This window comes from Sporocytophaga myxococcoides DSM 11118 (genome assembly GCF_000426725.1).
Classification (GTDB): Bacteria; Bacteroidota; Bacteroidia; order Cytophagales; family Cytophagaceae; genus Sporocytophaga; species Sporocytophaga myxococcoides.
The window spans coordinates 102,226-128,176 of sequence record NZ_AUFX01000010.1 but is presented as its reverse complement, the minus strand read 5'-3'; the positions used below and the strand labels follow the sequence as shown (position 1 = coordinate 128,176).

The following is a 25,951-nucleotide window of genomic DNA, read 5'->3' as shown; positions in this document are numbered from 1 at the left end:
ATTGATTGCCAGTTTAGATTTTTTGCCGGAATACAAGCAGGAGGAGCTGAAGCTTATCACAGATCTCATTGTGGAAAAGATGAAGCCTGCCAAGTTGTTGCTTTTCGGAAGTTATGCGCGGAATACCTGGGCTGAGGAAGAAAAGGTAGAGGAGGGAATCTATAGGATTGATTTGAAAAGAAAAGTAAAAGTTAAATTGAGTAGCGATGCAATCGCTATTGTTCAAAATAATACATATTATTAAGCTTAAAATTTAAATCATATGAAGTCATTTTTTACGTTTAATCAAAGCTGCAGGCTTATTTGCTTATTCTTATTAATTCATTTTTGCTATGCCGCTAGCCATGCACAAAACAAGCAGTGGTTAAAAGCATTTGGAGGGCCAAATAAGGATGTGGTAAACTCTTCTGCGCAGGATATAAATGGTGATCTCTTCTTGACAGGTATCTTCCAAGGTAGCCTGACAATAGGCGACACAACACTTGTCGGGAATAATAGTTACCGCTATATATTTCTTGCCAAACTAGATGGAGCAGGAAATTTAAAATGGGTAAAAAATGTATCTACCATTCGTCAAACCGGAACAGAGATCAAAGGCAGCGATTTATGTATAGATAACAAAGGCAGTGTATATGTTACTGGTGTGCAAAATTTTGGCAATTATTTCAGTACGTTTACCAGCAGATATGATACATTAGGGAATCTTATTTGGAACAAAACTGGAAGTGGACAGCAAAATGTTACTGCTAATTCAATTGCTGCTGATAAAGACGGAAGTGTTTTGATCGTTGGGGAGTATGGATTTAATGCTGTTTTTGGAAGCAAAATAATTCAATATTCAAGCTTTGATAATATTTTTTTAGTAAAGTATGATTCATTAGGTAATGAATTATTTGCAAAATCTGCAGGAGGCTCAGGTACAGAATATGCACGGGGTGTTAGTGCCGATTCTAGCGGAAACTTTTATATAACTGGAATATTCACAGGATCTGGTACTAATTTAGGAACATTTACACTTAATAATTCAAGCACAAGTAGCACTAGTGATATTTTTATAGCCAAAATAAATTCAGAAGGATTATTTCAGTGGGCTAAAAAAATTGGAAATTCCAATTCTGATCAAGTGTCAGGAATTGATGTTCATCCATCTGGAAATGTCTATATATCGGGTTCTATCGGAGGGGCTTCGTCATCTGGTAATAAAATTTTTACAGGAATGTTTGATTCGAATGGTAAAACAAAGTGGATAGATACACTGCAACTCTCATCACCAAATGTAGATAGAGAATTAAAAGTAGATGCTGCCGGTAACTGTTATATAACGGGGCATTATGAAGGAAGTCAGTCGATAGCCGGTATAAACTTCAATCTATTTACCGTTGTAAACGGTAGTACTTTAATTGTTAAATATGATGCAGCAGGTAATAGAGTTTGGGCTAAAAACCTAGAACAGGTATATTCCGGTACAAGCATATCAATAAGTCCAACCGGCCATATCGTTTTTAGTGGCTATTTTACAGAAAGCAGAAATGTTGAAAGTGAAGAGATTTCCGCTAAAGGATTTGGAGATATATGTCTTGTTAAATTTTGCGACACTACATTTTCCAATGTGAAAATCATAGTCGATGAAGCAATACTTTCTTCTGAAAGCTCATTCTCCAATCAATGGTTTTACAATGGTCAGTTCCTCTCAAGTGAATCTGGAAATTCAATTTATGCATTGGCAGATGGAGTTTATAAACTCTTAATTAATAATGGATGTGCAGAGGCCTTCGATGAAATAGACTTTCATGGAATTCAAAGAAAATTAGGAAAACTATTTGCTCCAGTGTTTAAAGGGGCAGTTTATGAGTGGTACCAAGATGAAAGGTTAATAGAAAATGAGACGGAGTCGAGTTTTTATCCTTTAGAAAATGGCATATATACTGTTAAAATAAATATTTGTAACAACTGCAGAAGCAACAAGAGTATATCAGCTCAATATTCATTCAAAGTTGATGATGTTATTACCTCTGTTAACAATAATAACTTTGATGCTTGCAGAGTTGAAGTAGTTCCTAATCCTGCAACTGATATAGTAAAGTTTACAAACATATCAGCTAAAGATTTTCAAATTGACCTAATGTCTTCTACAGGTGATCATGTATTACATTTGGAAAATAAAAATGCTCTTGATTTATTTTCATTATCCAATGGCATATACTTTTTCTTGATTTCTGGCAGTGATGGTAATATTTTAGGAAGTGGTAAAATAATAAAAAAGTAATTTACATGCAGTTGGCAGCATGATGTCTCGTCTCCCGGTACTTGCTTCATTGTGGTATTCGAGTAGAATACATTTACATAAAACAAAGTTGTAGTTTTGACACCATTGTTGCTAATATGAATTTACAGTACTTTAATAAACCTCCAGGAATTTAAGACTTGGAGGTTTTTTTTTGTTTTGGAGTATATTAAGACAAATGACATAACAGTATATGTGGTGAGTTTTAATTGATTATAGCTGTTAGGTCTTCTTGCAAGTCTTGCAAAGCTTAAACAATGTTTTTCATAATCTAACCGATTTTTTCTAACTTAGAGATTTAGGAAAAATAATTTTAACTCATTGATTGCCAGTTTAGATTTTTTGCCGGAATACAAACAGGAGGAGCTGAAGCTTATCACAGATCTCATTGTGGAAAAGATGAAGCCTGCTAAACTGCTGCTTTTCGGAAGTTATGCAAGGAATACCTGGGCGGAGGAAGAAAAGGTAGAGGAGGGAATCCGGCTGATTTTCAAGAGTGATTATGATATTCTGGTGATTACTCCTGAGGAACTGGGTAATACATCCTCCAGCAGATGGCGCAAGACCAAGCAAAAGCTGAAGAAGCTTGAGCTATCTACAACGGTTACCGCCATTCATCATAGCGCTGAATTCATCAATAAAGAACTCAAAGCCGGAAGTTATTTTTTCACTGATGTAATCCGTGAGGGGATTGTATTATACGATTCCGGTGAAGTAACGCTTGCAACTCCGGGAAAGGTAAATCCGGATGCTGTGCTTAGAAGAGCTAAAGAGGAGTATGAATACTGGTTTAAGAGTGGTGGTGAATTTTTAGATGGGTATAGGTTTTATTTTTCTAGCGAAAGTTGGAATAAAGCTGCATTCATGCTTCATCAAGCCACTGAGAGCTTTTACTCTGCTGTTGCCTTAGTCTTCACGCACTACAAAGGCAAGAACCATGACCTGGATGAATTGGGTAAGACGGCTGCTGTGATTAACAAAGAATTCAGAGCTATATTTCCAAAAGAAACCCAGGAACAGATTGATCATTACGAGCTGTTGAAGAAGGCTTATATTGATGCGAGGTATAAGAAGGGGTATAAGATTACGAAAGAGGATCTGGAGTATTTGAGTGGGAGGATTGAGGTGTTGAAGGAGTTGGTGAGGAGGATTTGTGGGGAGAGGTTAATGCAATAAATACACCTTGCCAAGTTTTATTATATTTTTTACAACTTATTCTATTTAATTTTTAGCTTTGTTACAATCAACCATTTTTAGCTATGACACAAATTACTATCGCAACCTTTAATTGCGAGAATCTTTTCAGACGATTTAAGTTTGATAAAGGAGTTAATTCTGCAACAACCAAAACAGAGGGATTTATTATTGACCCAAAGAAGTTTGATATTATCATTGATGCTGAAAGGGCTGCAACTGCTGCTGCAATAAAGGAAACCAAGGCGGATATCATCGCTCTTCAGGAAATTGAAAACATGGATGCTTTGAAGCAATTTAACAATCAGTTTCTCAGTAAGGCTGGTTATAAGTATAAAGCTGTTATTGATGGAAATGATCCCAGATTTATTGATGTGGCGATTTTAAGCAAGGTGCCATTTGATGCAATCAGGACGCATCAGTTTCTAAGAACTTCGAATAACAAGAGTTATATTTTTTCACGGGACTGTCTTGAAGTTGAATTCAATATTGAAAGCAAACCTTTGACGCTTTTTGTAAATCATCTTAAATCAATGATGGAGGGAAGAGAGGTCACGTCTCAAAGAAGAAGAGTTCAGGCGGAAGCTGTAATCGATATTTTAAAGAAGAAATACGGAAGCAATCCTGGAAATCATAACTGGATTGTCCTTGGAGATATGAATGACTACAAGCCGTCTCCAGCTCTTGATATCTTCTTTGAAAATAAATGGATGGTTGATGTATTGGAAAGGCTTCCTGAAAATGAACGATGGACGCATTTCTATGATAAGAAAAAAGAATACCGACAGATTGATTACATTCTATTGTCCAAAAAACTTGCCACTGATAATAAAGAATCAATTCCCCGAGTCATCAGAAAAGGCTTGTCAAAAAAGGCCAAATTATATACTGGTAAAAGGTTTGATATGATCACTGATAAAGTAACAGCATCAGATCATTGTCCGGTGGCGATGAGTATTGAGTTGTGATTGTTCTTGATTCTATATGAGAATAGCGATGCAATCGCTATTCTCGGAAATCCTCGCTGCAAGCGAGGACTATTGGGGCCGACACCATAGCCCTCAACCTAACATTGTTTAATAAACCACAGTCAGCTATTTGTCATCCTGAGCCCTGCGAAGGATCTGATAGCCACAAAATAATTTGCTATTTAAATCACCATTCTGCCAGATAGCTTAATTTTAGTCATTTTGAAAGTTCAGATGCTTCACAAGTTCAGCATGACAAAGCAAAGATTCTTTAATTGACTTTGGTGCCGACATGGGCCGGGGAGTTGGCTCTTTCGATCCGACACATTGTTCAATAGAATTAGAAGTTTGATGTATTCCTGGACTTTTAAAAAGTGTCAGGTCCGAAAGACTTGACACAACTTGGACATTTATAGCCATGCGATCGCTATTCTCGTGAATCCTGGTTAATCTTTTTTTTACTAGCTAAATAAGAAGTAAATCAAGCGCGGACTATTGGTTACCCCCACAATTTCTTTATAACTCCTCCTGAAACTTCTGTGGAATCACTTAAGACTTTTGTATTTCCAGGTATAAATTCAAAGCTTCTAAACCATGCCTCCGTGGTGCCCCACGAAAGTCCCGTGGGTTCATTCAGGCCTTTGGTTATTCCCACGGAATCTCTGTGGGATACCACGATAACTCTGTGGGATCATCCGACTGTTCCATGCGAGCTTCAGGACATTCTGTGGGGCCATTCGGACGCTTAAAACCTCCCACGAGAGTTCTGTATAGCCCCACGGAACGTCCGTGGGAACATCCGGAACTTCCGTGGGGCCCCACGGATGAATCGTGGGGTTGTTTTTAGAAAAAATACTTGCATAGAATATTTTAAGATATTAACATTGAGGTAATTATATATTTTTAAACTTCAAATTTTCACCAACTATGACAACCAACAACAGTGGATATCTGCCAAGGGCGGATAAAGACAAAGCTATTTGGCTTAAAAATTTCTCGGTTAAACTATCTAATCATGCAGGAACTGTAGGATTATCTCCGGATGAGGTGATCTCTATTTCCAATGATGCCAGTGCATTTATGTACACCATCGAACTGGTGGAAAATGCCAAAAAGGATTCTGCTCAGAAAGTGGCATTCAAGAACATTCTTGCAGAAGGAGAGGAATCGATTCCGCTTTCTTATCCATCTCTTACGCTCAACGTTACACAGCCAACAGTAGCTTTAAAAGCGGGGATCTTTAAGAGAATTCCGAAACTGGTACAGAGGATCAAAAATCACCCAAACTACAATGAATCCATTGGTAAGGATTTAGGTATTATCGGGGCTGAGTCGTCTTTTGACAGAATGACTCTTCAACCTCAGATCAGCGGTGCTCTGGATGCGCACCGTCCGCTTATCAAGTGGAAAAAAGGTGTGGCTGATTCCATTGACATCTACGTGGACCGCAATGATGGCAAAGGATTTGTATTCCTCGCCAATGATTCCACTCCGGACTATATTGACACGTTTTCACTTCCTTCCGGGGAAAAGGATACGGCCATCTGGTCTTACAAAGGGATCTACAGGCTGCACGACGAGCAGGTAGGAGAGTTCTCCAACATTGTTAACATCACTGTTACAAGACAGGTAGCAGTGTAATAAGAATTGCTGTTTGTTATTTGTTTAACCCTTCAGGTCTTTATGATTTGGAGGGTTATTTTTTTGTGGGGGTAGGCGTAATGAATAAATTATTGAATGTCAGTGGCTGCTCAATAGGCCGTAATTACAAATGATTTTTTGCCATTTTATGCCCGATTTTTTCTAACTTAGAGATTTAGGAAAAGATATTTTAACTCATTGATTGCCAGTTTAGATTTTTTGCCGGAATACAAACAGGAGGAGCTGAAGCTTATCACAGATCTCATTGTGGAAAAGATGAAGCCTGCTAAGCTGCTGCTTTTCGGAAGTTATGCACGGAATACCTGGGCAGAGGAAGAAAAGGTAGAGGAGGGCATCAGGCTGATTTTCAAGAGTGATTATGATATTCTGGTGATTACTCCTGAGGAATTGGGCAATACATCCTCCAGTAGATGGCGCAAGACCAAGCAAAAGCTGAAGAAGCTGGAGTTGTCTACAACAGTTACCGCCATTCACCATAGTGCCGAATTCATCAACAAAGAACTCAAAGCCGGAAGTTATTTTTTCACTGATGTGATCCGTGAGGGGATTGTATTATACGATTCCGGAGAGGTAACGCTTGCAACTCCGGGAAAGGTAAATCCGGATGCTGTGCTTAAAAGAGCTAAAGACGAGTATGAATACTGGATTGGCAAGGGGAAGAGTTTCATTGATGTTTATGGTTATTGCTTTAACAAACCTGATTATAATCTTGCGGCATTTAACCTTCACCAAGCCACTGAAAGCTTTTACTCTGCTGTGAACTTAGTCTTCACTCACTACAAAGGCAAGAATCATGATCTTGATGAATTGGGTAAAACTGCTGCTGTAATCAATAAAGAATTCAGAACTGTATTTCCTAAAGATACCAAAGAACAGATTGATCGGTATGAGCTGTTGAAGAAGGCTTACATTGATGCGAGGTATAAGAAGGGGTATACTATTACGAAAGAGGATTTGGAATATTTGAGTGGGAGGATTGAGGTGTTGAAGGAATTGGTGAAGAGGGTTTGTGAGGAGAGGTTGGGAAATAATGATTAATCGACTTATTACTTAAAATTTGAACGAATTTTTCAACAAGTTTGGATGAGCAAAGAAAACCAAATAGAAGAAAGCCTAATCGAGCAACTAAAGGAGCTTAAATATCTCCAACGACCTGATATTGTTGATAGAAAAACGCTTGAACAGAACTTCAAATCTAAATTTGAAAGTCTAAATAGGGTTCACCTGACGGAAAGTGAATTTTTGCGCCTACGTGAAGAAATCATCAACCCTGATGTATTTGCTGCATCAAAACTATTGCGAGAAAGAAACTACTTTCAACGGGAAGATGGTACTCCCTTACATTACACTTTAGTAAATATCAAAGACTGGTGTAAAAATGACTTTGAGGTTATTAGTCAATTACGCATCAATACTGAAAACAGTAATCACCGTTACGATATCATTTTGCTTATTAACGGTTTGCCTTTGGTCCAAATTGAACTGAAGAAACTGGACATTTCCCCACGAAAAGCAATGCAGCAGATTGTGGATTATAAAAATGAACCTGGTAACGGTTATGGCAATTCGTTGATGTGTTTCATGCAATTGTTCATTGTAAGCAATAAAACAAACACGTACTATTTTGCGAATAATAAAAATCAGCATTTTGCTTTTAATGCTGACGAACAGTTTTTGCCCATTTATCAACTCGCAGACGAAAACAATAAAAAAATCACTCACCTTGAGTTGTTCGCTGAAAAATTTCTAACCAAATGCACACTTGGCGAAATGATTAGCAAGTACATGGTGCTCGTGGAAAGCGAACAGAAATTGCTCGTAATGCGCCCTTATCAGATTTATGCAGTAAAAGCAATTGTAGATTGCATTCAACAAAACAGAGGTAACGGCTATATCTGGCATACTACGGGAAGCGGTAAAACCCTGACTTCGTTCAAAGCATCTACATTGCTGAAAGATAACCACGACATCGAAAAATGTCTTTTCGTTGTTGACCGTAAAGACCTTGATCGCCAAACTCGTGAAGAGTTCAATAAATTTCAGGAAGGTAGTGTGGAAGAAAATACCAATACCGAAACTTTAGTAAGACGTTTGCTTTCTACTGACTATGCAGACAAGGTTATTGTTACCACCATTCAGAAACTGGGTTTGGCATTAGATGGTAATTACAAGAAAAACTATAAAGATCGACTGGCTCCATTGAGCAAAAAGCGTATGGTTTTCATATTTGATGAGTGCCATCGTTCGCAGTTTGGAGACAACCACACTGCGATTAAAGAGTTTTTCCCAAATGCTCAACTCTTTGGTTTTACAGGTACACCTATTTTTGATGAAAACGCTACTTACAGCATCCGTGAAGGTGAATACGGATCTTACAAAACCACCGAAAATATTTTTGAGAAGCAGTTGCACGCATACACTATTACGCATGCCATAGATGATAAAAATGTACTTCGTTTTCATATTGATTATTTCAAAGGTAAAGGCACCCAAAAACCTAAACCCGGTGAACCTATTGCACAACAAGCAGTAGTGGAAGCCATTCTTGATAAACATAATGCTGCCACCAATTCAAAGCGATTCAATGCTGTTCTTGCAACAGCTTCTATTAACAATGCTATTGAATATTATCAGCTTTTCAAGGAAATTCAAAAGAAGAAGCAGGACGAAAACCCTCATTATGTGCCACTCAATATTGCTTGTGTATTTTCTCCTCCTTCTCAACTAATTGCTAAGGAAGGCGACCAGCAAAGTCAAAAAAATGCAGCAGATGTGAAACAATTACAAGAAGATCTGCAACAAGAGAAACTGGATAACCAAACTAATCCTGAAGAAAAGAAAAAGGCGCTCACCGAAATTATTGCTGACTATAATAGGCTGTATGCTACAAATCATAGCATCAACGAGTTTGATTTGTATTATCAGGATGTGCAAAGGCGTATCAAAGACCAGAAATACAGCAACAAGGATTATCCGCACAAAAACAAAATTGACATTACCATAGTGGTGGATATGTTACTCACAGGATTTGATTCCAAATACCTGAACACTTTGTATGTGGACAAAAACTTGAAATACCATGGATTAATTCAGGCATTTTCACGTACCAACCGTGTGCTGAACGATACCAAACCGTGTGGCAATATTTTAGATTTTCGTTCACAACAAGAGGCCGTAAACCAAGCCATCACGCTTTTTTCAGGTGAGGATAACGGACGAGCTAAAAAAATCTGGCTAGTTGATCCTGCTCCGGTGGTTATTGAGAACTACCAGAAGGCAGTAGAAGCATTGGGTAATTTTATGAAGCAGCACAATTTGGTAAACGAACCCCAAGAGGTATATAACCTAAAAGGTGATGCTGCACGCATAGCATTTGTTAAAAACTTCAAAGAAGTACAACGCTTAAAAACTCAATTAGACCAATACACGGACCTGGATGAAACGCAGAAAGTCCAAATCGAGGCAATATTGCCTAAGGAAACCTTACAATCGTTCAGGAGTTCGTATTTGGAGACTGCGAAGCAGCTGAAAGAAATACAGCAAAAAGAAGGTGATGAAGCACCACCTGAAATTCAACAGCTGGATTTTGAATTTGTACTCTTTGCTTCTGCTGTAATTGATTACGACTATATCATGAACCTCATTGCCGATAGTACGCAAAAGAAACCTGCTAACCAAAAAATGACCAAAGCACAGGTGATTAGCTTGCTGAGCTCCAATGCCAACCTGATGGACGAGCAGGAAGATTTAACCGAATACATTAATGGTCTTGACTGGAACAGCGGACAAGATGTAAACACTTTACGCAAGGGCTACGAAAAATTTAAAATAGAGAACAACGAAAAGGAACTGGCAGCAGTAGCCAGCAAACATGGTTTGGAAACAGCAAACCTGAAAGCCTTTGCCGATAAAATTATAAGCCGAATGATTTTTGACGGTGAGAAACTCACTGATCTTTTAGAACCTTTGGATTTGAGCTGGAAAGAACGCAGGGTAAAAGAATTGGCATTGATGGAAGACTTAGTGCCGCAATTAAAAAAGATGGCCCAGGGACGTGAAATCAGTGGATTGGCTGCCTATGAGTAAAGTTGTCTGCGTTATGATTTTTGTGATGAAGCCATCAGTTGAAAACATTCAGGATAATTCGGAGATCAAATAATTCACAGTCAATGACAAATGAATAAAGACACAAATAAACTGAGCATCAACGAGGCTGAGTATGGTGAAATATTAAGACAAGCTGTAAATCAAATCCGTGTTGCCCGTACTTTGATTGCTAAGCAAGTAAACACCACCACTCAATCCGTTTATTGGAACTTAGGAAAATTACTTTTTGAAAAACAGTTGGAGGAAGGGTATGGCAGTGGAGTTGTGAAGCAATTATCTGCTGACCTGAAAAATGCATTTCCTGATATGGGGTTGTAACCCCGTAATTTATGGAATATGAAACGTTATTATGAACGTTATTATCAGGAAGATACAAAACTGCTACAGGCTGTGGCAGTTTTACCGTGGGGGCACAACTTACTTTTACTTGACAAAATACAATCGTCTGATGAGGTCGAATTTTATGCAATTGAAGCATTGACAAAAGGTTGGTCAAGAGATTTACTGCTCAATGCAATAAAAATGGACAGCTATAGCCAGGCACAAAAGCAAATTAAATCTAATAACTTTGAAAAGACACTTCCGGAATTCAATGTAGATTATGCAAATGAAGTGCTTAAAAGTTCCTACAACCTGGGCTTTTTAGGTGTTACGGAACCTGTCAAAGAGTTAGAATTAGAAAACAGGCTGATAGCCAAAATCAGAGATTTTGTATTAGAATTGGGCAGAGGTTTTAGTTTTATAGGAAATCAATACAGACTAGAATACAATACAATGGCAAAGAGTACTTTGTGGACATGCTTTTCTTTCATAGAGGATTACGGTCTTTGGTAGCCATTGAATTAAAAATCGGAAGTTTCAAAGCCGAATATGCAGGCAAAATGAACCTGTATCTATCCCTGCTTGATCGCTTTGAAAGAGGTGAAAACGAAAATCAGTCTATTGGAATCATTCTTTGTGCTGATAAAGATCATTTGGATGTGGAAATAGCCCTGCAAGATATAAACAAACCCATAGGAGTAGCCGAGTATCAGTTGCTGCTTTCCAAAGAGGAATTGCAAACCTTGGTTGTAAACGAAATAAAGGCAAGTACGAAAGAGGAGGGGTGAGTAAATCAATTATGAGTTAAAAAATGAACGAGAAAACAATTATAAAGCAAATTTTTATTGGAATGAGTACGATAATTCCGGAGAATAAATATTAAAGTGCAATATCAAATAAAATTTAGGAAATAATCAAAGCCAATAAATGAAGCTCCAAAATCATAGCGCAGGCAGCATACAAGAATTACGTTTAATGGAGTTTGCGAAGGAGTGTGAGGTGAAGATTTCAGGGCTAAGCCCTATATTAAATTGAGACAAATGAGTAAAGATCAAAGTAAATTAATACCAGAATTACGTTTTCCGGAGTTTGAGAATTTGGGGGAGTGGGAAAAAAAAATGGTAGAAAAATTAATTCAAGAAAATATTCTATTCGCCCCAAAGGATGGCAATCATGGTAATATACATCCAAAATCATCTGACTATGTTAAATCAGGAATTCCTTTTATAATGGCAAGTGACTTGCAAAATGGAAAAATTGATTTTTCAAAATGTACCTATATAAAAAAAGCACAAGCTGATTCATTACAGAAAGGATTTTCAGAAAGTGGTGATGTTTTGCTATCTCATAAAGGTACAGTTGGAGAAGTGGCGTTGTTAGAAGATATAGAATTCCCCTATATAATGCTAACACCCCAGGTTACTTATTATCGGGTAAAGGACAAATCTAAAATGTCAAATACATATTTGGCAGCTTTTTTCCATTCAGATTTATTTCAGAAAAGTTTGTTAAAGGTATCGGGAGGAGGCACAAGAGCATATGTAGGTATAACGGAACAACAAAAGCTCGAAATATTATACCCAAATAAGATTGAAGAACAACAAAAAATTGCTTCCTTCCTTTCTTCCTTAGATGAAGTGATTGCAGCCCACAACCAAAAGTTGGAGCTACTCAAAGATCATAAAAAAGGCTTGATGCAAAACCTTTTCCCGCAAGAAGGGGAAACTGTTCCTAGATATCGTTTTCCGGAGTTCGTGAGTAATGCGAAGTGGGTGGAACGAGAGTTGAATTTTTATTTAGAGATGCTAACTGATTTTGAAGCAAATGGAAGTTTCGCTGACGTTAAATCTAACGTAACCGTTTATGATGAACCAAATTTTGCTTGGTACGTTCGTGCAACTGATTTAGAGAATAATAGTTCAATTGAAAAATTAAAATTCGTTGATCAGAAAAGCTATGGTTTTCTTCGTAAAACATCTTTGTTCGGTGGGGAGCTTTTGATTACAAAAAGGGGGGAAATTGGCAAGGTTTATTTTTTTGATCGAAATGATAAGCCTGCAACAGTTGGTCCAAATTTGTACTTGCTAAAGATGAATGAAAAGGCATTTCCAAAATACTTTTATTATTATTTCAGAAGTTTTCAAGGCAATCAATCACTTAAAAAACTGAATTCATCTTCAACTATTGGAGCACTTTATAAAGATGATGTTAAAAGGATCAGATTTTTAGCACCACAATATCAAGAACAACAAAAAATTGCCACCTGTCTTTCATCGTTAGATGCATTAATCACGACACAAGTTGAGAAAGTAGAACAATTGGAACAACATAAAATAGCATTGACGCAGGGCTTGTTCCCGAAAGTAATAGATTAAAAAATGGGCGATAAGGTTAAAAATTATAAGTACAAGACATTAACTAATGTTGCGGTTAGACTCAGAGATGATTTAAACGACCATTATTTTGTTCTATTATATGCCTATAATGGAACAGGAAAAACCCGCCTTTCAATGGAGTTTAAAGACAGAAGTAAGAAGCGGAAGAATAACCCTGAATCTGATACACTCTATTACAATGCATTCACTGAAGACCTTTTTCACTGGAACAATGACCTTGATAATGATACGGAGAGATATTTAATCATTAATGGCAATTCTAAATTTTTCAATGGTTTCAGAGAGCTGGCATTAGAAGAGAAAATTTTTAGTTATCTGGAACGCTATTCTGATTTTAATTTCAAAATTAATTATGATGAATGGAAGATAGTTTTTAGTAAACAAGTAAATAATCCTAGACATAGACCGAACACGGAAGAACCTGAATTTATTATTCAGGATTATATTAAAGTATCAAGAGGAGAAGAAAATATTTTTATCTGGTGCATCTTTCTGGCAATAGCCGAACTGGTAATAGATGATGATGGTACAGGACCTTATAATTGGGTAAAATTCATTTACATTGACGATCCCATTTCTTCATTGGATGATAATAATGCAATAGCTGTAGCCACCGACCTGGCAAAACTTCTGAAAAAAGGAAAGGATAAAGTAAAAATTGTTGTCTCCTCACATCATTCTTTGTTCTACAATGTGATGTACAACGAGCTCAAAAAAATAGAACACAAAAGTCATTTTTTACACAAGAATGGCACAGATGGCTATGTGTTAAGAGCAACAGATGATACACCATTTTTTCACCACGTTGCTTTGCTAAGCGAATTAAGACTAGCATCAGATACTGATAAAATCAACACTTATCATTTTAATATGTTGCGAAGCATTCTGGAAAAAACATCAACATTTTTTGGTTATGATGATTTTTCAAATTGCATCAATGGAATAGAAGATGAAGTCCTTTTTTCCCGTGCGCTAAACTTATTAAGTCACGGAAAATATTCAATATACCAGCCTGTAGAAATGAATAAGGATAACAAAGAATTATTTAATAGAATATTAAAAGCGTTTTTAAAGAAATACGAATTCCAATTGCCTGAAATATTTGAGTAGGTGAAAAAGTAAAGTCAATGACACAAAAAGAACAACAACAACTGGGTAAAACCCTTTGGAATATAGCGGATAACTTAAGAGGAGCCATGAATGCAGATGATTTTCGCGATTACATGCTTTCGTTTCTCTTTCTTAGGTATTTATCCCACAACTATGAAGAATCTGCAAAAAAGGAATTAGGTAAAGATTATCCTGGTAATACCCCAAAGGATGTTATGTCCAAACTTAAAGTTAACACACCTTTGGAAATTTGGTATAATGAAAACCCAAAGGAGGTTGAAGACTTTGAAAAGCAAATGCGCAGAAAGGTTCACTATGTTATTAAACCGAAACATTTGTGGAGCAATATTACCGAATTGGCTCGTACACAAGATGGAGAATTATTGGTAACACTTGAGGCAGGTTTTAGATACATTGAGAATGAATCATTCGATAATTCTTTTCATGGGTTGTTTTCAGAAATTAATTTGAATTCTGAAAAACTGGGTAAAACTTCAGCAGAAAGAAACAAAAAGCTATGCACCATCATTCAAAAAATTGCAGAAGGCATTGCAGATTTTTCAACAGATTCAGATACGCTTGGTGATGCTTATGAGTATTTGATTGGTCAGTTTGCAGCAGGTTCCGGTAAAAAGGCAGGTGAGTTTTATACACCACAACAGATCTCAACTATTTTATCTGAAATTGTAGCTTTGGATAGCCAGGACCCTACTAGCGGTAAAAGAAAGAAGTTTAACAAAGTGCTTGATTTTGCTTGCGGTTCGGGTTCATTATTATTAAATGTGCGCAAACGTGTAAAGGAAAATGGGGGTAGTGTAGGAAAAATATACGGGCAGGAAAAAAACATTACTACTTATAACCTTGCCCGAATGAATATGCTTTTGCACGGTATGAAAGACACCGAGTTTGAGATATTCCACGGAGATACTTTAGAAAATCAATGGCCATTGCTCAACGAAATGAATCCTGCTAAAAAGATTGAGTTTGATGCCATAGTAGCCAATCCTCCTTTTAGTTTGCGCTGGGAACCCAACGACATCTTAGCAGACGATTTTCGTTTCAAAAGTTACGGTCTGGCACCTAAGTCTGCGGCTGACTTTGCTTTTTTGTTGCACGGCTTTCACTTCCTAGGTAAAGAAGGAACAATGGCTATTATATTACCTCACGGAGTTTTATTCCGTGGAGGTGCAGAAGAAAGAATTCGTACCAAGTTATTAAAAGATAATAATATTGACACCGTAATTGGGTTACCATCCAATTTGTTTTACTCTACAGGTATTCCGGTTTGTATTTTGGTTTTGAAAAAATGCAAAAAGGAAGATGATGTACTTTTCATTAATGCCAGTGAGCATTTTGAAAAAGGCAAAAGACAAAACACCCTCAGAGAAGGCGAAAACGGAGAACCTAACGATATTCAAAAAATTATTGAGACTTATCAGCACCGTAGCGATATAGACCGTTATTCACGTAAGGTTTCAATGGAAGAAATTGAAAAGAACGGTTATAATTTGAATATTTCTCGTTATGTAAGCACATCTGTAGACGAAGTGCAAATTGATTTGAAAGATGTAAATAAAAAATTGACTGAAATAAACAAGAACATAAAAACGAATACAGACAAACACAATGAGTTTTTGAAAGAGTTGGGGTTGCCGCCAATATAATCTTAACGGGACTATAAGTGCAAATCGAAGCCTAGTTAGAAAAGCATTTCCTAAAAATTAATAAATTCATTGAATTAAGATTCTATGTCAGATCTCGAAATAAATCTGCTTGAGACAGTCAGCCAGCTTCTTCAAGAGCAGATTAATGCAATAAGCAAAGTTGTTTCTGATAATAAACTTCAAACTCTTACAAGAGATTATGATTCTCATAAGATCAGGATTATTTATCCTGGCTTTAATCCTTTTATATTAGTCTCAGATAAATATCAGAGAGAAAACTTTCATAGTGATATCCTTCATTCGATACTTGATCCGGAAGGTGCCCATAAAGAAGGATATAAATTTCTTGAGGCTTTTATTAAATACCTCTCAGGGTTTGAAAAAGGTCGTAAAATAACTGTTTCTGATTATAGAAATAGTAAAGTAGATAAAGAAATTGGTCGGATCGATATTTCCATCAAAGACAACTTGTCAAAGAAGGCTATCATTATAGAAAACAAGATTAATAATGCCCCAGACCAGGCCAGGCAAATTCCAAGGTATTATGACAGTCTTGTAAGTCAAGGGTATGAAGTGGAAGCTGTTGTTTATCTTTCATTGAACAATAACAAACAACCTGATACGGGAGATTGGACGGAAGAAGATCGGAAAGTTATTGGTCCCAAAATGATAATCGTCAATACTTACGATGAAACGACAAATGACTTGTTTAATGGCTGGTTGACCAGGTGTGAGCGTTTGGCTCAAAATGTAGATGTATTATTTTTACTGAGACAATATAACAACTTAATTGCTTTTATAGGAGGTGTTAATATGAACAAACCATTAATGGATGAATTTCTTAAAGTTATGCTTATAGGAGATAACTATAAAACCGCTTCATCTTTGAGCGCAATGCTAACTGATCTTATTTCTTATAGGAGAGAGAAAGTGCTAGATTCTTGTCGGAAGAACTGTCGTCCTTTTACCAAGGTTTATGGATGGAGTATTAATTATGCTGTTCTTGATAATTTTTTTAAAGATAATATGCATTTTGCTATAGATATAATTTCTGAATCAGACCTTTACAGATTTCAATTTATAGAAAGGAAGTACCTGAATTCAGATAAAAAAGGTGATGATCCTATCCTGCCATTTCTTGAATCATCTGGATTTATAAAAGAATTTAAACAAAACGGAGATAGAAGAGAGAAGCTTTTTGATTTTCCCTCTCAGGAAGATGAGTTCTATAATTTTATTCCGGAATTCCTGAATAAGGTTAGCCACTACTATATGGTGTAAACAAAACATATAATGAAGAACTGACTAATGGATGCTACAATAAGAGCTAAATTGATAATTAAATTTTAGGAGTTATTTCTTTTTTTAGTTGTAAACTGTATAATGAAACTTTCACATCTTAACAAATCACATTTTTTCAAAGCCTTTCAAGAGATAGATTCAAAAGGCTACTGGTCAAGTTTATGGAATCAATATTGGATTAGAAATGATGGCAAAGAATATCCTTTTAAGCTGACTGTATTAGTAGCAGATAAATATGCAAATGGAAACTTAGATGATACTAAAATAGATTTTCATAATAATGAATCATATCGGAAATACGTAATGGATTTGGGGTTTGAGCTATGTTATTATCCGGATGAAGTTAGTTTTTTTAACAAGGATGATTTTGATCATTTTAAAAAGTATGCACGAGTGGTATACGATAAAGATAATCCTGATCATCTAAAAGCTGCAGAAAAACTTATTAATACTATTTGGCATAAAACACTTTATTGGGCAGATAAAGTTGCAGAGAAGACAGACCTATATTTCGAAGGAAGAAAGAACTGGTTGGAAAGAGGGTGGGATGAAATTGAAGAACGCAAGCAAAGAGTTGCAAGATTTAAAGAATATACATGGGTAAGAATTTTTGATGAAGCAGATAAGGGGAGAGGTGTGTTTTTTACAGTAGGGATGTTAGCAGAGTCTGATTCTTTAGAATATAAAATAGATTGTCAGTTTTCTGGGAGCAATGAATTATCTAAGGAGCAACAGGAAACCTTTCATAAGATGTTTCAAGAGTATAATCTTAAAGTTCATAAAATTCCATTTAGTAAAATAGATTCTTATACTTGGGAAAGCTTGATTAATGAGACAGCTGAATATATAGAATCTACTATAGAAATATATCATGATATATTGGATAGAGTGTGGAAGCCTAAACAAAAACTGGCAAGGATTACCTGGAATTCGAATGGATGGATTAAGCCTTCTGGAAGAGAGGGGAAATCTATTAACCAAAGTCACGAAAACTATTATGGATATGGACATGAAGAATGGCTGTTTGATAAAACAAAGTTAATAGATGGTTATCATTATGGTTTTTTGGAACCTGTATTTAAATATTATTCTAAATATGAAGGTAGGATTCTTGATATATCGTTATTTACTATAGATGGAAGTAAGAAGCAAAGATTTTGGGTCGGAACTCTTGAAAATGTTGAAGTAATAACAAAAGAGGAGTCAGAACGTGCTTTTGAAATATATAAAGCCAATGGTTGGTTTAATGAAATGATTCAGCAAATTAAAGCTGTAGGGGGAGATGAAAAAGGATTGTTAAGTTGGGTAGATGAAAGGCCTTGGGCATTATTCAATGTCCGATTTTCCTGCAAGGAAATTGATTGTTTACCAACTTTTCTTGTACCTGTTGATAAGGACGATAAGTTAATTACTTCAAGTAGATATAATCTTTTAAACATTGATTCATCAAAACTTGAAAAAATAAAAAGTGATGCAATTAAAGGATTTTCTTTTGATGATTCTGGAACCTCAATAGTATCTAATAAATCGGGTGTGATAATCAGAAGGCCTGTTAAGCGGGAAATAGAAATTGAACAGACGCACAGTGAAATTCAAGATAAACTTCTTAAGGTACTTCAAAAGCAATATGGTAAAGATAAGGTTAAAAAGGAGTGTAGGGCCTTTGGTTTTAACCGAATAGATTTGGTCAGACAAGATGGTAATGATTATATTTTCTATGAGATTAAAACTTATTCACAATTATTGACAGGATTAAGAGTAGCATTAGGGCAACTTTTAGAATATGCTTTTTATCCCAATGTCATAAATGCAACTAAACTTGTATTAGTAAGTAATAGAAAGCCTGATGAAGAATTTAAATGCTATTTAAAGCATCTTAATTCAATAATAAAAATCCCTGTTTCTTATATTCACTTTTGTGAGAAGGAGGAAAAGATTTTGGAGGAATTATAAGTTTTTGATTTTTGCTCCTTGGTCTCCTGACAGGCCATAATAATATCCTCATAGTAAGTACATGCATTACTCTTTGAACAAGTCAACATGAAAACGCTCCTAATTACTCCAGAAGGTTTAGAAAAATTAAAAGCTGAATTGGATCATTTATGGCGTGTTGAACGGCCGGACACTACGCAGAAGGTAGCCTGGGCAGCAAGTCTTGGAGATCGTTCAGAAAATGCAGATTATCATTACAATAAGAAGCGTTTGCGGGAAATCGACAGGAGGGTGCTTTATTTACGGAAACGTATTACTGACTTGAAAGTCGTGAATTATACACCTTTCCAGGAAGGCAAAGTAATGTTTGGTGCGTGGGTAGAGATTCAAAATGACAGAGGTGAACAAAAACGTTTTCGTATAGTGGGGTATGATGAGATCTTTGATACCACCAAAGACTACATCTCTATAGACTCACCTATGGCAGTCGCCCTGATGAAAAAAGAAGTGGGTGATGAAGTAGTAGTGAAAACAGGTGCGGGGGAATTTATCTGGCGTATTACAAGAATAGAGTATCAGAAGTAATTTCCGTGCAAGTACCGCTGATTTTTTGTGATTGGAATGATTATTATGATTAATTTATCTTGGGAATTCAAATTAACTCAAATCGCATGCTTTGGAAATGATGTCAATTAAAGTAATCAGTTTAAATCATTGGCAGAGGTGCTACCTTTGCTATGCTGGTGGTTTTGTAAGGGACTTGTCATTGAGGTGAAATTTTATATCTTCTTCTTTCAAAATACTTTTTTAACCAACCGGTTTATATAATCTTTCAAAGAACTTTTCATACCTCACCCCCCTTTGAGATTTACTCTGCCTAGGTGCTATTGCTTTTTTAATTCTAAAATTTTAATCTTGCAACAGTTCACCCAGATGTAAAACCAGCTAGGATTTTTGAGTGTGCGTTTAAAGTAAAAATGTCTGAACCACTGATTTTTTGTGATTGGAATGATTTTTATGATTAATTCATCTTGGAAATCATATTATTCTTCAATCGCAAGCTCATGAAATGATGTAAATCAAATTAATCATATTAAATGAGTGGTGGTCGGAGGGTATTTGGTATTGAATGATGTATTATTATGATGTCATAAAAGCAATCAAATTTTTATAGAATCATGGGCTCAGACAATCATCAAGTAAATCAAAATAATCCTTTTTACATCAGTGGTCAAAAAATCATATAAATCAAATTAATCATATTAAATCAGTGGTTCAGACATTTTTACTATGATCAAACAAGAATATAAGTATTCTCATGAAACATCAAAAGTGATAGGATGTGCCATGGAAGTCCATTCATCATTAGGTAACGGATTTCAGGAGTTTATTTATCAGAGAGCATTGGAGATTGAGATGGAGGAGCGGGGAATTAAATTTTCCAGAGAACATGAAATGCCTATATACTATAAGAGAAAACATATAGGAACACGAAGAGTAGATTTTTTAGTGGAAGGAATAATATCAGTAGAATTAAAAGCAGTGAGCAGACTGGAACCTGTACATTTAGCTCAAGCCCTTAATTATCTGGAAGCCTATAATCTTGAAGTAGGGTTATTGATAAACTTTGGAGCAAAGAGTTTAGAATTTAAGCGTATCATTAGTAATAAGTACCGCTGATTTTTGTGATTGAAATGATTAATATGATGAAGGCAATTCAGGAAATCAAATATTTCTGAAATCGCAAGTCAAAGAATCATGTAAATCAAAATAATCACTTTTAAATCAGTGGTTCAGACATTTATGCGTCTTTAGAGTTTTAGCATAGTGTTTTTTAATTTTATCCCGTTAATCTATTAATCTTGTAAATCCTGATTCAGACTAGCCAACATGAGATTACAATAAAAAAGCCCCCGATTTTCGGGGGCTTTTCTGCTTTGTTAAGCTGTAATCAAACGTCTTACTTCACCAATTCCATATCTCTTATTCCCGCATATAGAGGCTTTATAACCCAATTGCCTGCTCTGTCTATCATTCCCCACTTACCGTTTTCTTTGACAGCTGCATAGCCGTTTTTAAAGTCTCTTGCTCCATCGAATTTAGGTTCGATCACCCACTTGCCTGTGTTGTCATAAAAGCCGAATTTCTCGCCTTTTCTTCCTTTACATAAACCATCACGAAAATCATCGAAGGTTTCAGTATCGGAGATCTTTGTTTCTTCACCTTTCTGATTGATATATGCCCATCCATTGTTGGTCCTGGTGCGTGCAATACCACTTACGGGATCGAAATTCTTAGCGACATCGTACTTTGCTGGAATCACCAATTCTCCTTTATGATTAATATAGCCCCAATTTCTACCACCCTTTAACCTCACGGCAGCAAGGCCTCCGCGGAATTTACTTACTTCTGTATATTCAGGTTGGATAGCGATTTTTCCTGTTGGATCAATGAAACCGTAGAATCCGTCTTTAGTCTTGAACTCTGCAAGTCCTTCGGAAAAGGATTTGAAATGCTCAATCCTCTCAATGGGTATATGAGTTTCCTTTCCAGTCTTATCCAACACATAGTAGTTATTTCCTGCTTTTTGGGCAATGGCAAATCCACCGTGAAAGTCTGTGGTAAACTTATAGATGGCGGGTATCACAAGTTTTCCTTTGGTGTCTATATATCCCCATCTGCCGGCATCTTTAACAATCACCTGAGCAAGTCCCTCCGAAAAACCGTGAACATCTGTAAAAAAAGGCGCGTCTCTGAATTCGATTTCAACCTCTGTTTTTAGTACCTGGTTTTTGGTGTCGATAAACCAGAATCCATTTTCTTCGATTCCGGCAAAGCCTTCTTCTGTAAATTCGTCGCACCTGCTATATTGAGGTTGAATAATCATTTCACCTTTACTGTTCATGTACCCCCATTTGCCCGTTTCAAATGTCTTTATCTGGGTGATGAATGTCTGGGCATATGTGGACCCACATGTTAGTAACAAGAACAACAGATTCAGTTTTTTCATATAGTTTAAAGCGGAGTTAATTAAATTTATGAATGTGTAAATCATAAAACGATATAAACAACTAAGTATTCTTAGCACTTATTAATCATTAGATGATTTTGACGCACCGATTCCCCATAAGATCGCGCCTGTTGTTGTTACACCTATTCCGGCAGCCAGGATTACAACTCCAAATCCTCCCATTGGATCTCCTTCACAGTATCCGTTATTGCAGTTATAGTATAATGCATCTGCATTGGCTACCATCATTGTGCCAGCGAGAACCAGGGGCAACCCGGAAAAAGTTAAAATCTTTCCTACTTTTTTCAGAGGATGAGTGTATTTGTCTTGCTGAGGAGTTGCCACGTAAATAAATGTTTCACGCGGTTTTTTAGGAAGTGACAAAGACAGGTCTGTTTTTTTTCTCAAAGGAGCAGTGGATCTGTCAGTATCACCTGCTATTGAATGAGTATAAAATAAAACCCAAAAAGATGAAAGTAAAATAAAGGATTTCATGTTGTAAGTAAATTTTAATTTTACAAAAATACGAATTTGGGCTCATAAATAGGGAAGTGTAGGAAATGAAAATTTGTGAAATGTATTAGGTTGGTTATCAGGATGTCGGAAAATTGTAACTGTAACCAATTTATTTTTAAGGTTTGGTCGGATTTCCAGAGCCCAATCGTAGAGACGCCATGTTGGCGTCTCAAAAGCTTTGGTAATGAATTATAATGGATATATTGGAGTAACCAATGTTTACCAGTTATAATGTTCTGATAATTTAAGGTGCAGTGCTAGAGGATAAAGAGACGCCAGTATGGCGTCTCTACAGGCTTGGTAATGAATTACGATCGATATATTGGAGAAACTAATGTTTGCCAATTATAATGTTCTGATAATTTAAGATGTTGTGCCAGACCGTAGAGACGCCATGTTGGCGTCTCAAAAGCTTTGGTAATGGACAGAGATGGATATGTGCAGAGACTAATGTTTACCTATTGCTGTGTCCTGATAATTTAAGGTGCAGTGCCAGAGGATAAAGAGACGCCAGCATGGCGTCTCTACGGATAATTTCAAATACTGCATTGAACTCTACCTCATTTTCTGGGTTAACAGAAAATTGGAACAATGGAAACCTATAAATCTATTTTCTTTTGTATGGTTTTTTCTTTACCAGCCAGTAAATGTAAAAAGCTAAAAAAAGTATCCAGACGAAGTACATATGCTACAGTAATTTTAATTCATTTTTAAAAACTTATGGTCCTCCAATATCAATATTTTGAGCGCGTCAAGCAAGGCGTTTATGCTATCTGTTTTTGACGTTAACCTCCATTGGTTTAGAATAAAGATAATAAGTCAATTTGTAAATGCTTTCTTTGGTGATTTCCTCAACTTTCTTTAAGGGGGAATTGATAGTTGTCACGTCAATGGAACTATGAAATGTAGTTTCAATATAGGAAAGATCAGTCTCCGGGATTTCTTTATCAGTGCTGTCTTTGCAGGAAACAGTAATTAAAAAAAAGTAATAATAATTCTGAGGGTCTATTCATGTGCCAAATAAGATGATTGGTATCTCACTTTCCATATCAATATAATAGCATTTTATATTACAGACAAATGAATTGTAAGACCAAGAGTATCTTATGTACAGAGTTTAAAATTAGTAAGCCAATTCAATTACTTCGAGGTTGTCCGAATCGGGAGTAAAGGATTTTAAAATTAGCAGGATTGTATCGATTTTCATATTATCTTTGAGGCCCACTTTTATAAAACTAGCCAATGATTAACGCGACAGAGCAAGAAGAAAGAGAGTACCTTGAAGAGATTAAGGAAAAACTTACGCTGGCTATTAAGCACATAGATGATACTGTAAAGCGATACTCAGAAGAGATGAGGCAGAAAAAGCAGTATATCCATGAACAAAAATCGGGCATGGACGAAGCTGAAATGGTGGCTGCCGACCAATCAATTAATAGAATGGCCTTTACAGGAGGAGCAGCAGTTGAAAGAAAACGTAAACTGATCAAGCTTGGTCAATCTCCATATTTTGGACGAATAGATTTTGTTGGCAATGATAACGAAAGAGTACCTGTATACATAGGCATTTATTCCTTTGCAGACATGGAAAAGCGTATTAACCTTATCTATGACTGGCGTGCACCGATATCCTCCATGTTCTATGATTTTGAACTAGGTGAAGCATTCTATGCAACACCTTCGGGAACCGTTCATGGTAAGATTGTATTAAAGCGACAATATAAGATCAGAGATGGACGTATGGAGTTCATGATCGAAAACGAGGTGAATATACATGACGATGTTCTTCAGAAAGAGCTTGCCAAGTCCTCTGATGATAAGATGAAGAACATTGTGGCTACCATCCAGCGTGATCAGAATGCTGTTATCAGGAATGACACTTCCCGTATTATGGTTATCCAGGGAGTGGCAGGATCGGGAAAGACCTCTATTGCTTTGCATAGAATTGCATTCTTGCTATATCGCTTCCGGGATAGCATCGCTGCAAAAGATATATTGATCATTTCACCCAATAAAGTCTTTGCCGATTACATTTCAAACGTCTTGCCTGAGCTTGGTGAAGAGCATATTCCGGAGATGGTCATGGAAGAGCTCGCTACAGACTTACTTGAAAAGAAATATAAGTTCCAGACATTCTTCGAGCAGGTATCTAGTTTATTGGATGCCCACGATCCTGCTTTTATTGAGCGTATTAAGTTTAAATCATCGTTTGAATTTCTCAGCAAGCTGAATCAATACCTTCTCCATGTAGAGAATAATTACTTTAAATCTACAGATCTTAGGATCGGTCAAACGGTAGTTCCCGGTCATTTCATTCTTCAGAAATTTAAGGGATATCATCGTATGCCAATGTTAAAAAGGTTTGAGCTTGTGGTGAAAGATATCCAGACATTTGTCAGAGAGGCAAAAGGGCAGAAGCTTACAGGAAGAGATAAGGCAAGGATATGGGAAGCTATACCACGTATGTTTAAGTTTAACAACGTGTTTGACCTCTACAAGGATTTTTATCAATGGATCAGTAGGCCGGACCTATTCAAAACAGACCAAAACATGGGGTTAGAATATGCTGATGTCTTTCCTTTAATATATTTCCGTTTACGTCTGGAAGGGATCAGTACTTTTGATCGCGTGAAACACCTGCTGATTGATGAGATGCAGGATTACACTCCTGTTCAATATGCGGTATTGTCAAGATTGTTTCCATGCAGAATGACCATTCTGGGAGATATCAGTCAGACGGTTAACCCATACAGCGCTTCGTCAGCAGAAACTATAGAACGGGTATTCCCATCAGCGGATATTGTAAAGCTTAATAGAAGTTACAGATCTACATGGGAGATTACTGCCTTTGCTCAGCGTATCGTGCCTAATCCTGATATCATCCCAATGGAAAGGCATGGCCAGGAGCCTGTTGTTTCCCGTTTCAATAGCAATGAAGAGGAGCTGGAGGCTATTAAAAAGATGATCGCTATTTTCAGAAATTCAGGAAATCAATCTCTTGGAATTATATGCAAGACAAAACAACAGGCAGAGAAAGCTTATGATGCTTTAAAAGCTGAAGGAGTTAATTTGCTTACAGATGAGTCTATCGCTTTTAAAGAAGGTGTCAACATTAGTTCTGCTCATTTGGCTAAAGGTCTTGAATTTGATGAAGTGATTGTTCCATTTGTGACAGCAAGTAATTATAAAACGGAGGCAGATAAAAGCATGTTGTATATAGCATGTACACGTACGATGCACAAGTTGACAATTACTTATGCAGGGGAGGTAACAGGATTTTTATTGGAATAAATAAAAGTCAATAGCCGGTTTGGGTTTACTCAATAATAATTTTTTATGTAATATAAGAAAGAAGGGGCACGTACGAAATTGCAGTTGTTGACAAGAGTTTATTATTCCTTTGAATGACAGATCGATAATACATCTTTCTAATGTTACCTTATTTTGATAGCTATGGTATTCGCTAGGAAAATTTCACGACAGAA

Annotated in this window: 20 protein-coding genes and 1 pseudogene; 18 read left to right on the top strand and 3 right to left on the bottom strand. The window is 36.4% G+C overall.

Annotation, left to right across the window (positions count from 1 at the left end):
- The first annotated feature begins 1 nt into the window (after position 1).
- From K350_RS0113130 to K350_RS0113115, 4 genes are all read left to right on the top strand, one after another.
- Positions 2-244, top strand: a complete 243-nt coding sequence (locus K350_RS0113130; protein ID WP_028980299.1) for a hypothetical protein — start codon at positions 2-4, stop codon at positions 242-244.
- Between the two features lie 18 nt (positions 245-262).
- Positions 263-2,266, top strand: coding sequence for a T9SS type A sorting domain-containing protein (locus K350_RS0113125; RefSeq protein ID WP_028980298.1), 2,004 nt, complete (start codon positions 263-265; stop codon positions 2,264-2,266).
- 339 nt (positions 2,267-2,605) lie between these two features.
- Positions 2,606-3,460, top strand: a complete 855-nt coding sequence (locus K350_RS28670) for a HEPN domain-containing protein (protein ID WP_051313116.1) — start codon at positions 2,606-2,608, stop codon at positions 3,458-3,460.
- Positions 3,461-3,543: 83 nt separating this feature from the next.
- A complete protein-coding gene (locus K350_RS0113115) occupies positions 3,544-4,446 on the top strand; it encodes an endonuclease/exonuclease/phosphatase family protein (protein WP_028980297.1) in 903 nt (300 codons plus the stop codon).
- A 645-nt stretch (positions 4,447-5,091) separates the two neighbouring features.
- Here K350_RS0113115 and K350_RS32365 read toward each other — a convergent pair.
- A complete protein-coding gene (locus K350_RS32365; protein WP_156027033.1) occupies positions 5,092-5,268 on the bottom strand; it encodes a hypothetical protein in 177 nt (58 codons plus the stop codon).
- 105 nt (positions 5,269-5,373) lie between these two features.
- On the opposite strand from K350_RS32365, the gene K350_RS0113105 reads away from it, so the two are divergent.
- From K350_RS0113105 to K350_RS0113055, 13 genes and pseudogenes are all read left to right on the top strand, one after another.
- Positions 5,374-6,087, top strand: a complete 714-nt coding sequence (locus K350_RS0113105; protein WP_028980296.1) for a hypothetical protein — start codon at positions 5,374-5,376, stop codon at positions 6,085-6,087.
- A 198-nt stretch (positions 6,088-6,285) separates the two neighbouring features.
- Entirely contained in the window at positions 6,286-7,146 is an 861-nt protein-coding gene (locus K350_RS28665) for a HEPN domain-containing protein (protein WP_037575542.1), read from the top strand.
- A gap of 45 nt (positions 7,147-7,191) precedes the next feature.
- Positions 7,192-10,194, top strand: a complete 3,003-nt coding sequence (locus K350_RS0113095; protein WP_028980295.1) for a type I restriction endonuclease subunit R — start codon at positions 7,192-7,194, stop codon at positions 10,192-10,194.
- A 90-nt stretch (positions 10,195-10,284) separates the two neighbouring features.
- Positions 10,285-10,692: pseudogene (locus K350_RS32890) on the top strand (DUF1016 N-terminal domain-containing protein); the annotation flags it as partial.
- Positions 10,693-10,737: 45 nt separating this feature from the next.
- Positions 10,738-11,049, top strand: coding sequence for a PDDEXK nuclease domain-containing protein (locus tag K350_RS32885; protein WP_245598659.1), 312 nt, complete (start codon positions 10,738-10,740; stop codon positions 11,047-11,049).
- The gene (locus tag K350_RS32880) at positions 11,043-11,324 is read left to right on the top strand and encodes a PDDEXK nuclease domain-containing protein (RefSeq protein ID WP_425423911.1); all 282 of its coding nucleotides are present in this window, start codon (positions 11,043-11,045) and stop codon (positions 11,322-11,324) included. Before K350_RS32885 ends, K350_RS32880 begins: the two co-directional genes overlap by 7 nt.
- Positions 11,325-11,576: 252 nt before the next feature.
- Positions 11,577-12,911, top strand: a complete 1,335-nt coding sequence (locus K350_RS31170; protein WP_051313115.1) for a restriction endonuclease subunit S — start codon at positions 11,577-11,579, stop codon at positions 12,909-12,911.
- 3 nt (positions 12,912-12,914) lie between these two features.
- Positions 12,915-14,042: an AAA family ATPase gene (locus tag K350_RS0113080; RefSeq protein ID WP_028980294.1), complete on the top strand. Its 1,128-nt coding sequence runs from the start codon at positions 12,915-12,917 to the stop codon at positions 14,040-14,042.
- A gap of 17 nt (positions 14,043-14,059) precedes the next feature.
- Positions 14,060-15,706 (top strand): type I restriction-modification system subunit M, encoded by a 1,647-nt coding sequence (locus K350_RS0113075; RefSeq protein WP_028980293.1) that lies wholly within the window; start codon positions 14,060-14,062, stop codon positions 15,704-15,706.
- Positions 15,707-15,790: 84 nt separating this feature from the next.
- Complete coding sequence (locus K350_RS0113070) at positions 15,791-16,987, top strand: PD-(D/E)XK nuclease family protein (RefSeq protein WP_028980292.1); 1,197 nt, start codon at positions 15,791-15,793, stop codon at positions 16,985-16,987.
- A gap of 102 nt (positions 16,988-17,089) precedes the next feature.
- Positions 17,090-18,961: a hypothetical protein gene (locus K350_RS0113065; protein WP_028980291.1), complete on the top strand. Its 1,872-nt coding sequence runs from the start codon at positions 17,090-17,092 to the stop codon at positions 18,959-18,961.
- Positions 18,962-19,048: 87 nt separating this feature from the next.
- Positions 19,049-19,525 (top strand): transcription elongation factor GreB, encoded by a 477-nt coding sequence (gene greB / locus K350_RS0113060; RefSeq protein ID WP_028980290.1) that lies wholly within the window; start codon positions 19,049-19,051, stop codon positions 19,523-19,525.
- 705 nt (positions 19,526-20,230) lie between these two features.
- Complete coding sequence (locus tag K350_RS0113055) at positions 20,231-20,620, top strand: GxxExxY protein (protein ID WP_028980289.1); 390 nt, start codon at positions 20,231-20,233, stop codon at positions 20,618-20,620.
- A gap of 280 nt (positions 20,621-20,900) precedes the next feature.
- Here the strand turns inward: K350_RS0113055 and K350_RS0113050 are convergent, their stop codons facing one another.
- Together K350_RS0113050 and K350_RS0113045 are read right to left on the bottom strand one after the other, a co-directional pair.
- Positions 20,901-21,950, bottom strand: a complete 1,050-nt coding sequence (locus K350_RS0113050; RefSeq protein WP_028980288.1) for a WG repeat-containing protein — start codon at positions 21,948-21,950, stop codon at positions 20,901-20,903.
- A gap of 81 nt (positions 21,951-22,031) precedes the next feature.
- Entirely contained in the window at positions 22,032-22,445 is a 414-nt protein-coding gene (locus K350_RS0113045; RefSeq protein ID WP_028980287.1) for a hypothetical protein, read from the bottom strand.
- Positions 22,446-23,708: 1,263 nt separating this feature from the next.
- Between K350_RS0113045 and K350_RS0113040 the strand changes: the two genes are divergently transcribed.
- On the top strand, positions 23,709-25,757 hold the full coding sequence (locus K350_RS0113040; RefSeq protein ID WP_028980286.1) for a HelD family protein: 2,049 nt from the start codon (positions 23,709-23,711) through the stop codon (positions 25,755-25,757).
- The last annotated feature ends 194 nt before the right edge of the window (positions 25,758-25,951 follow it).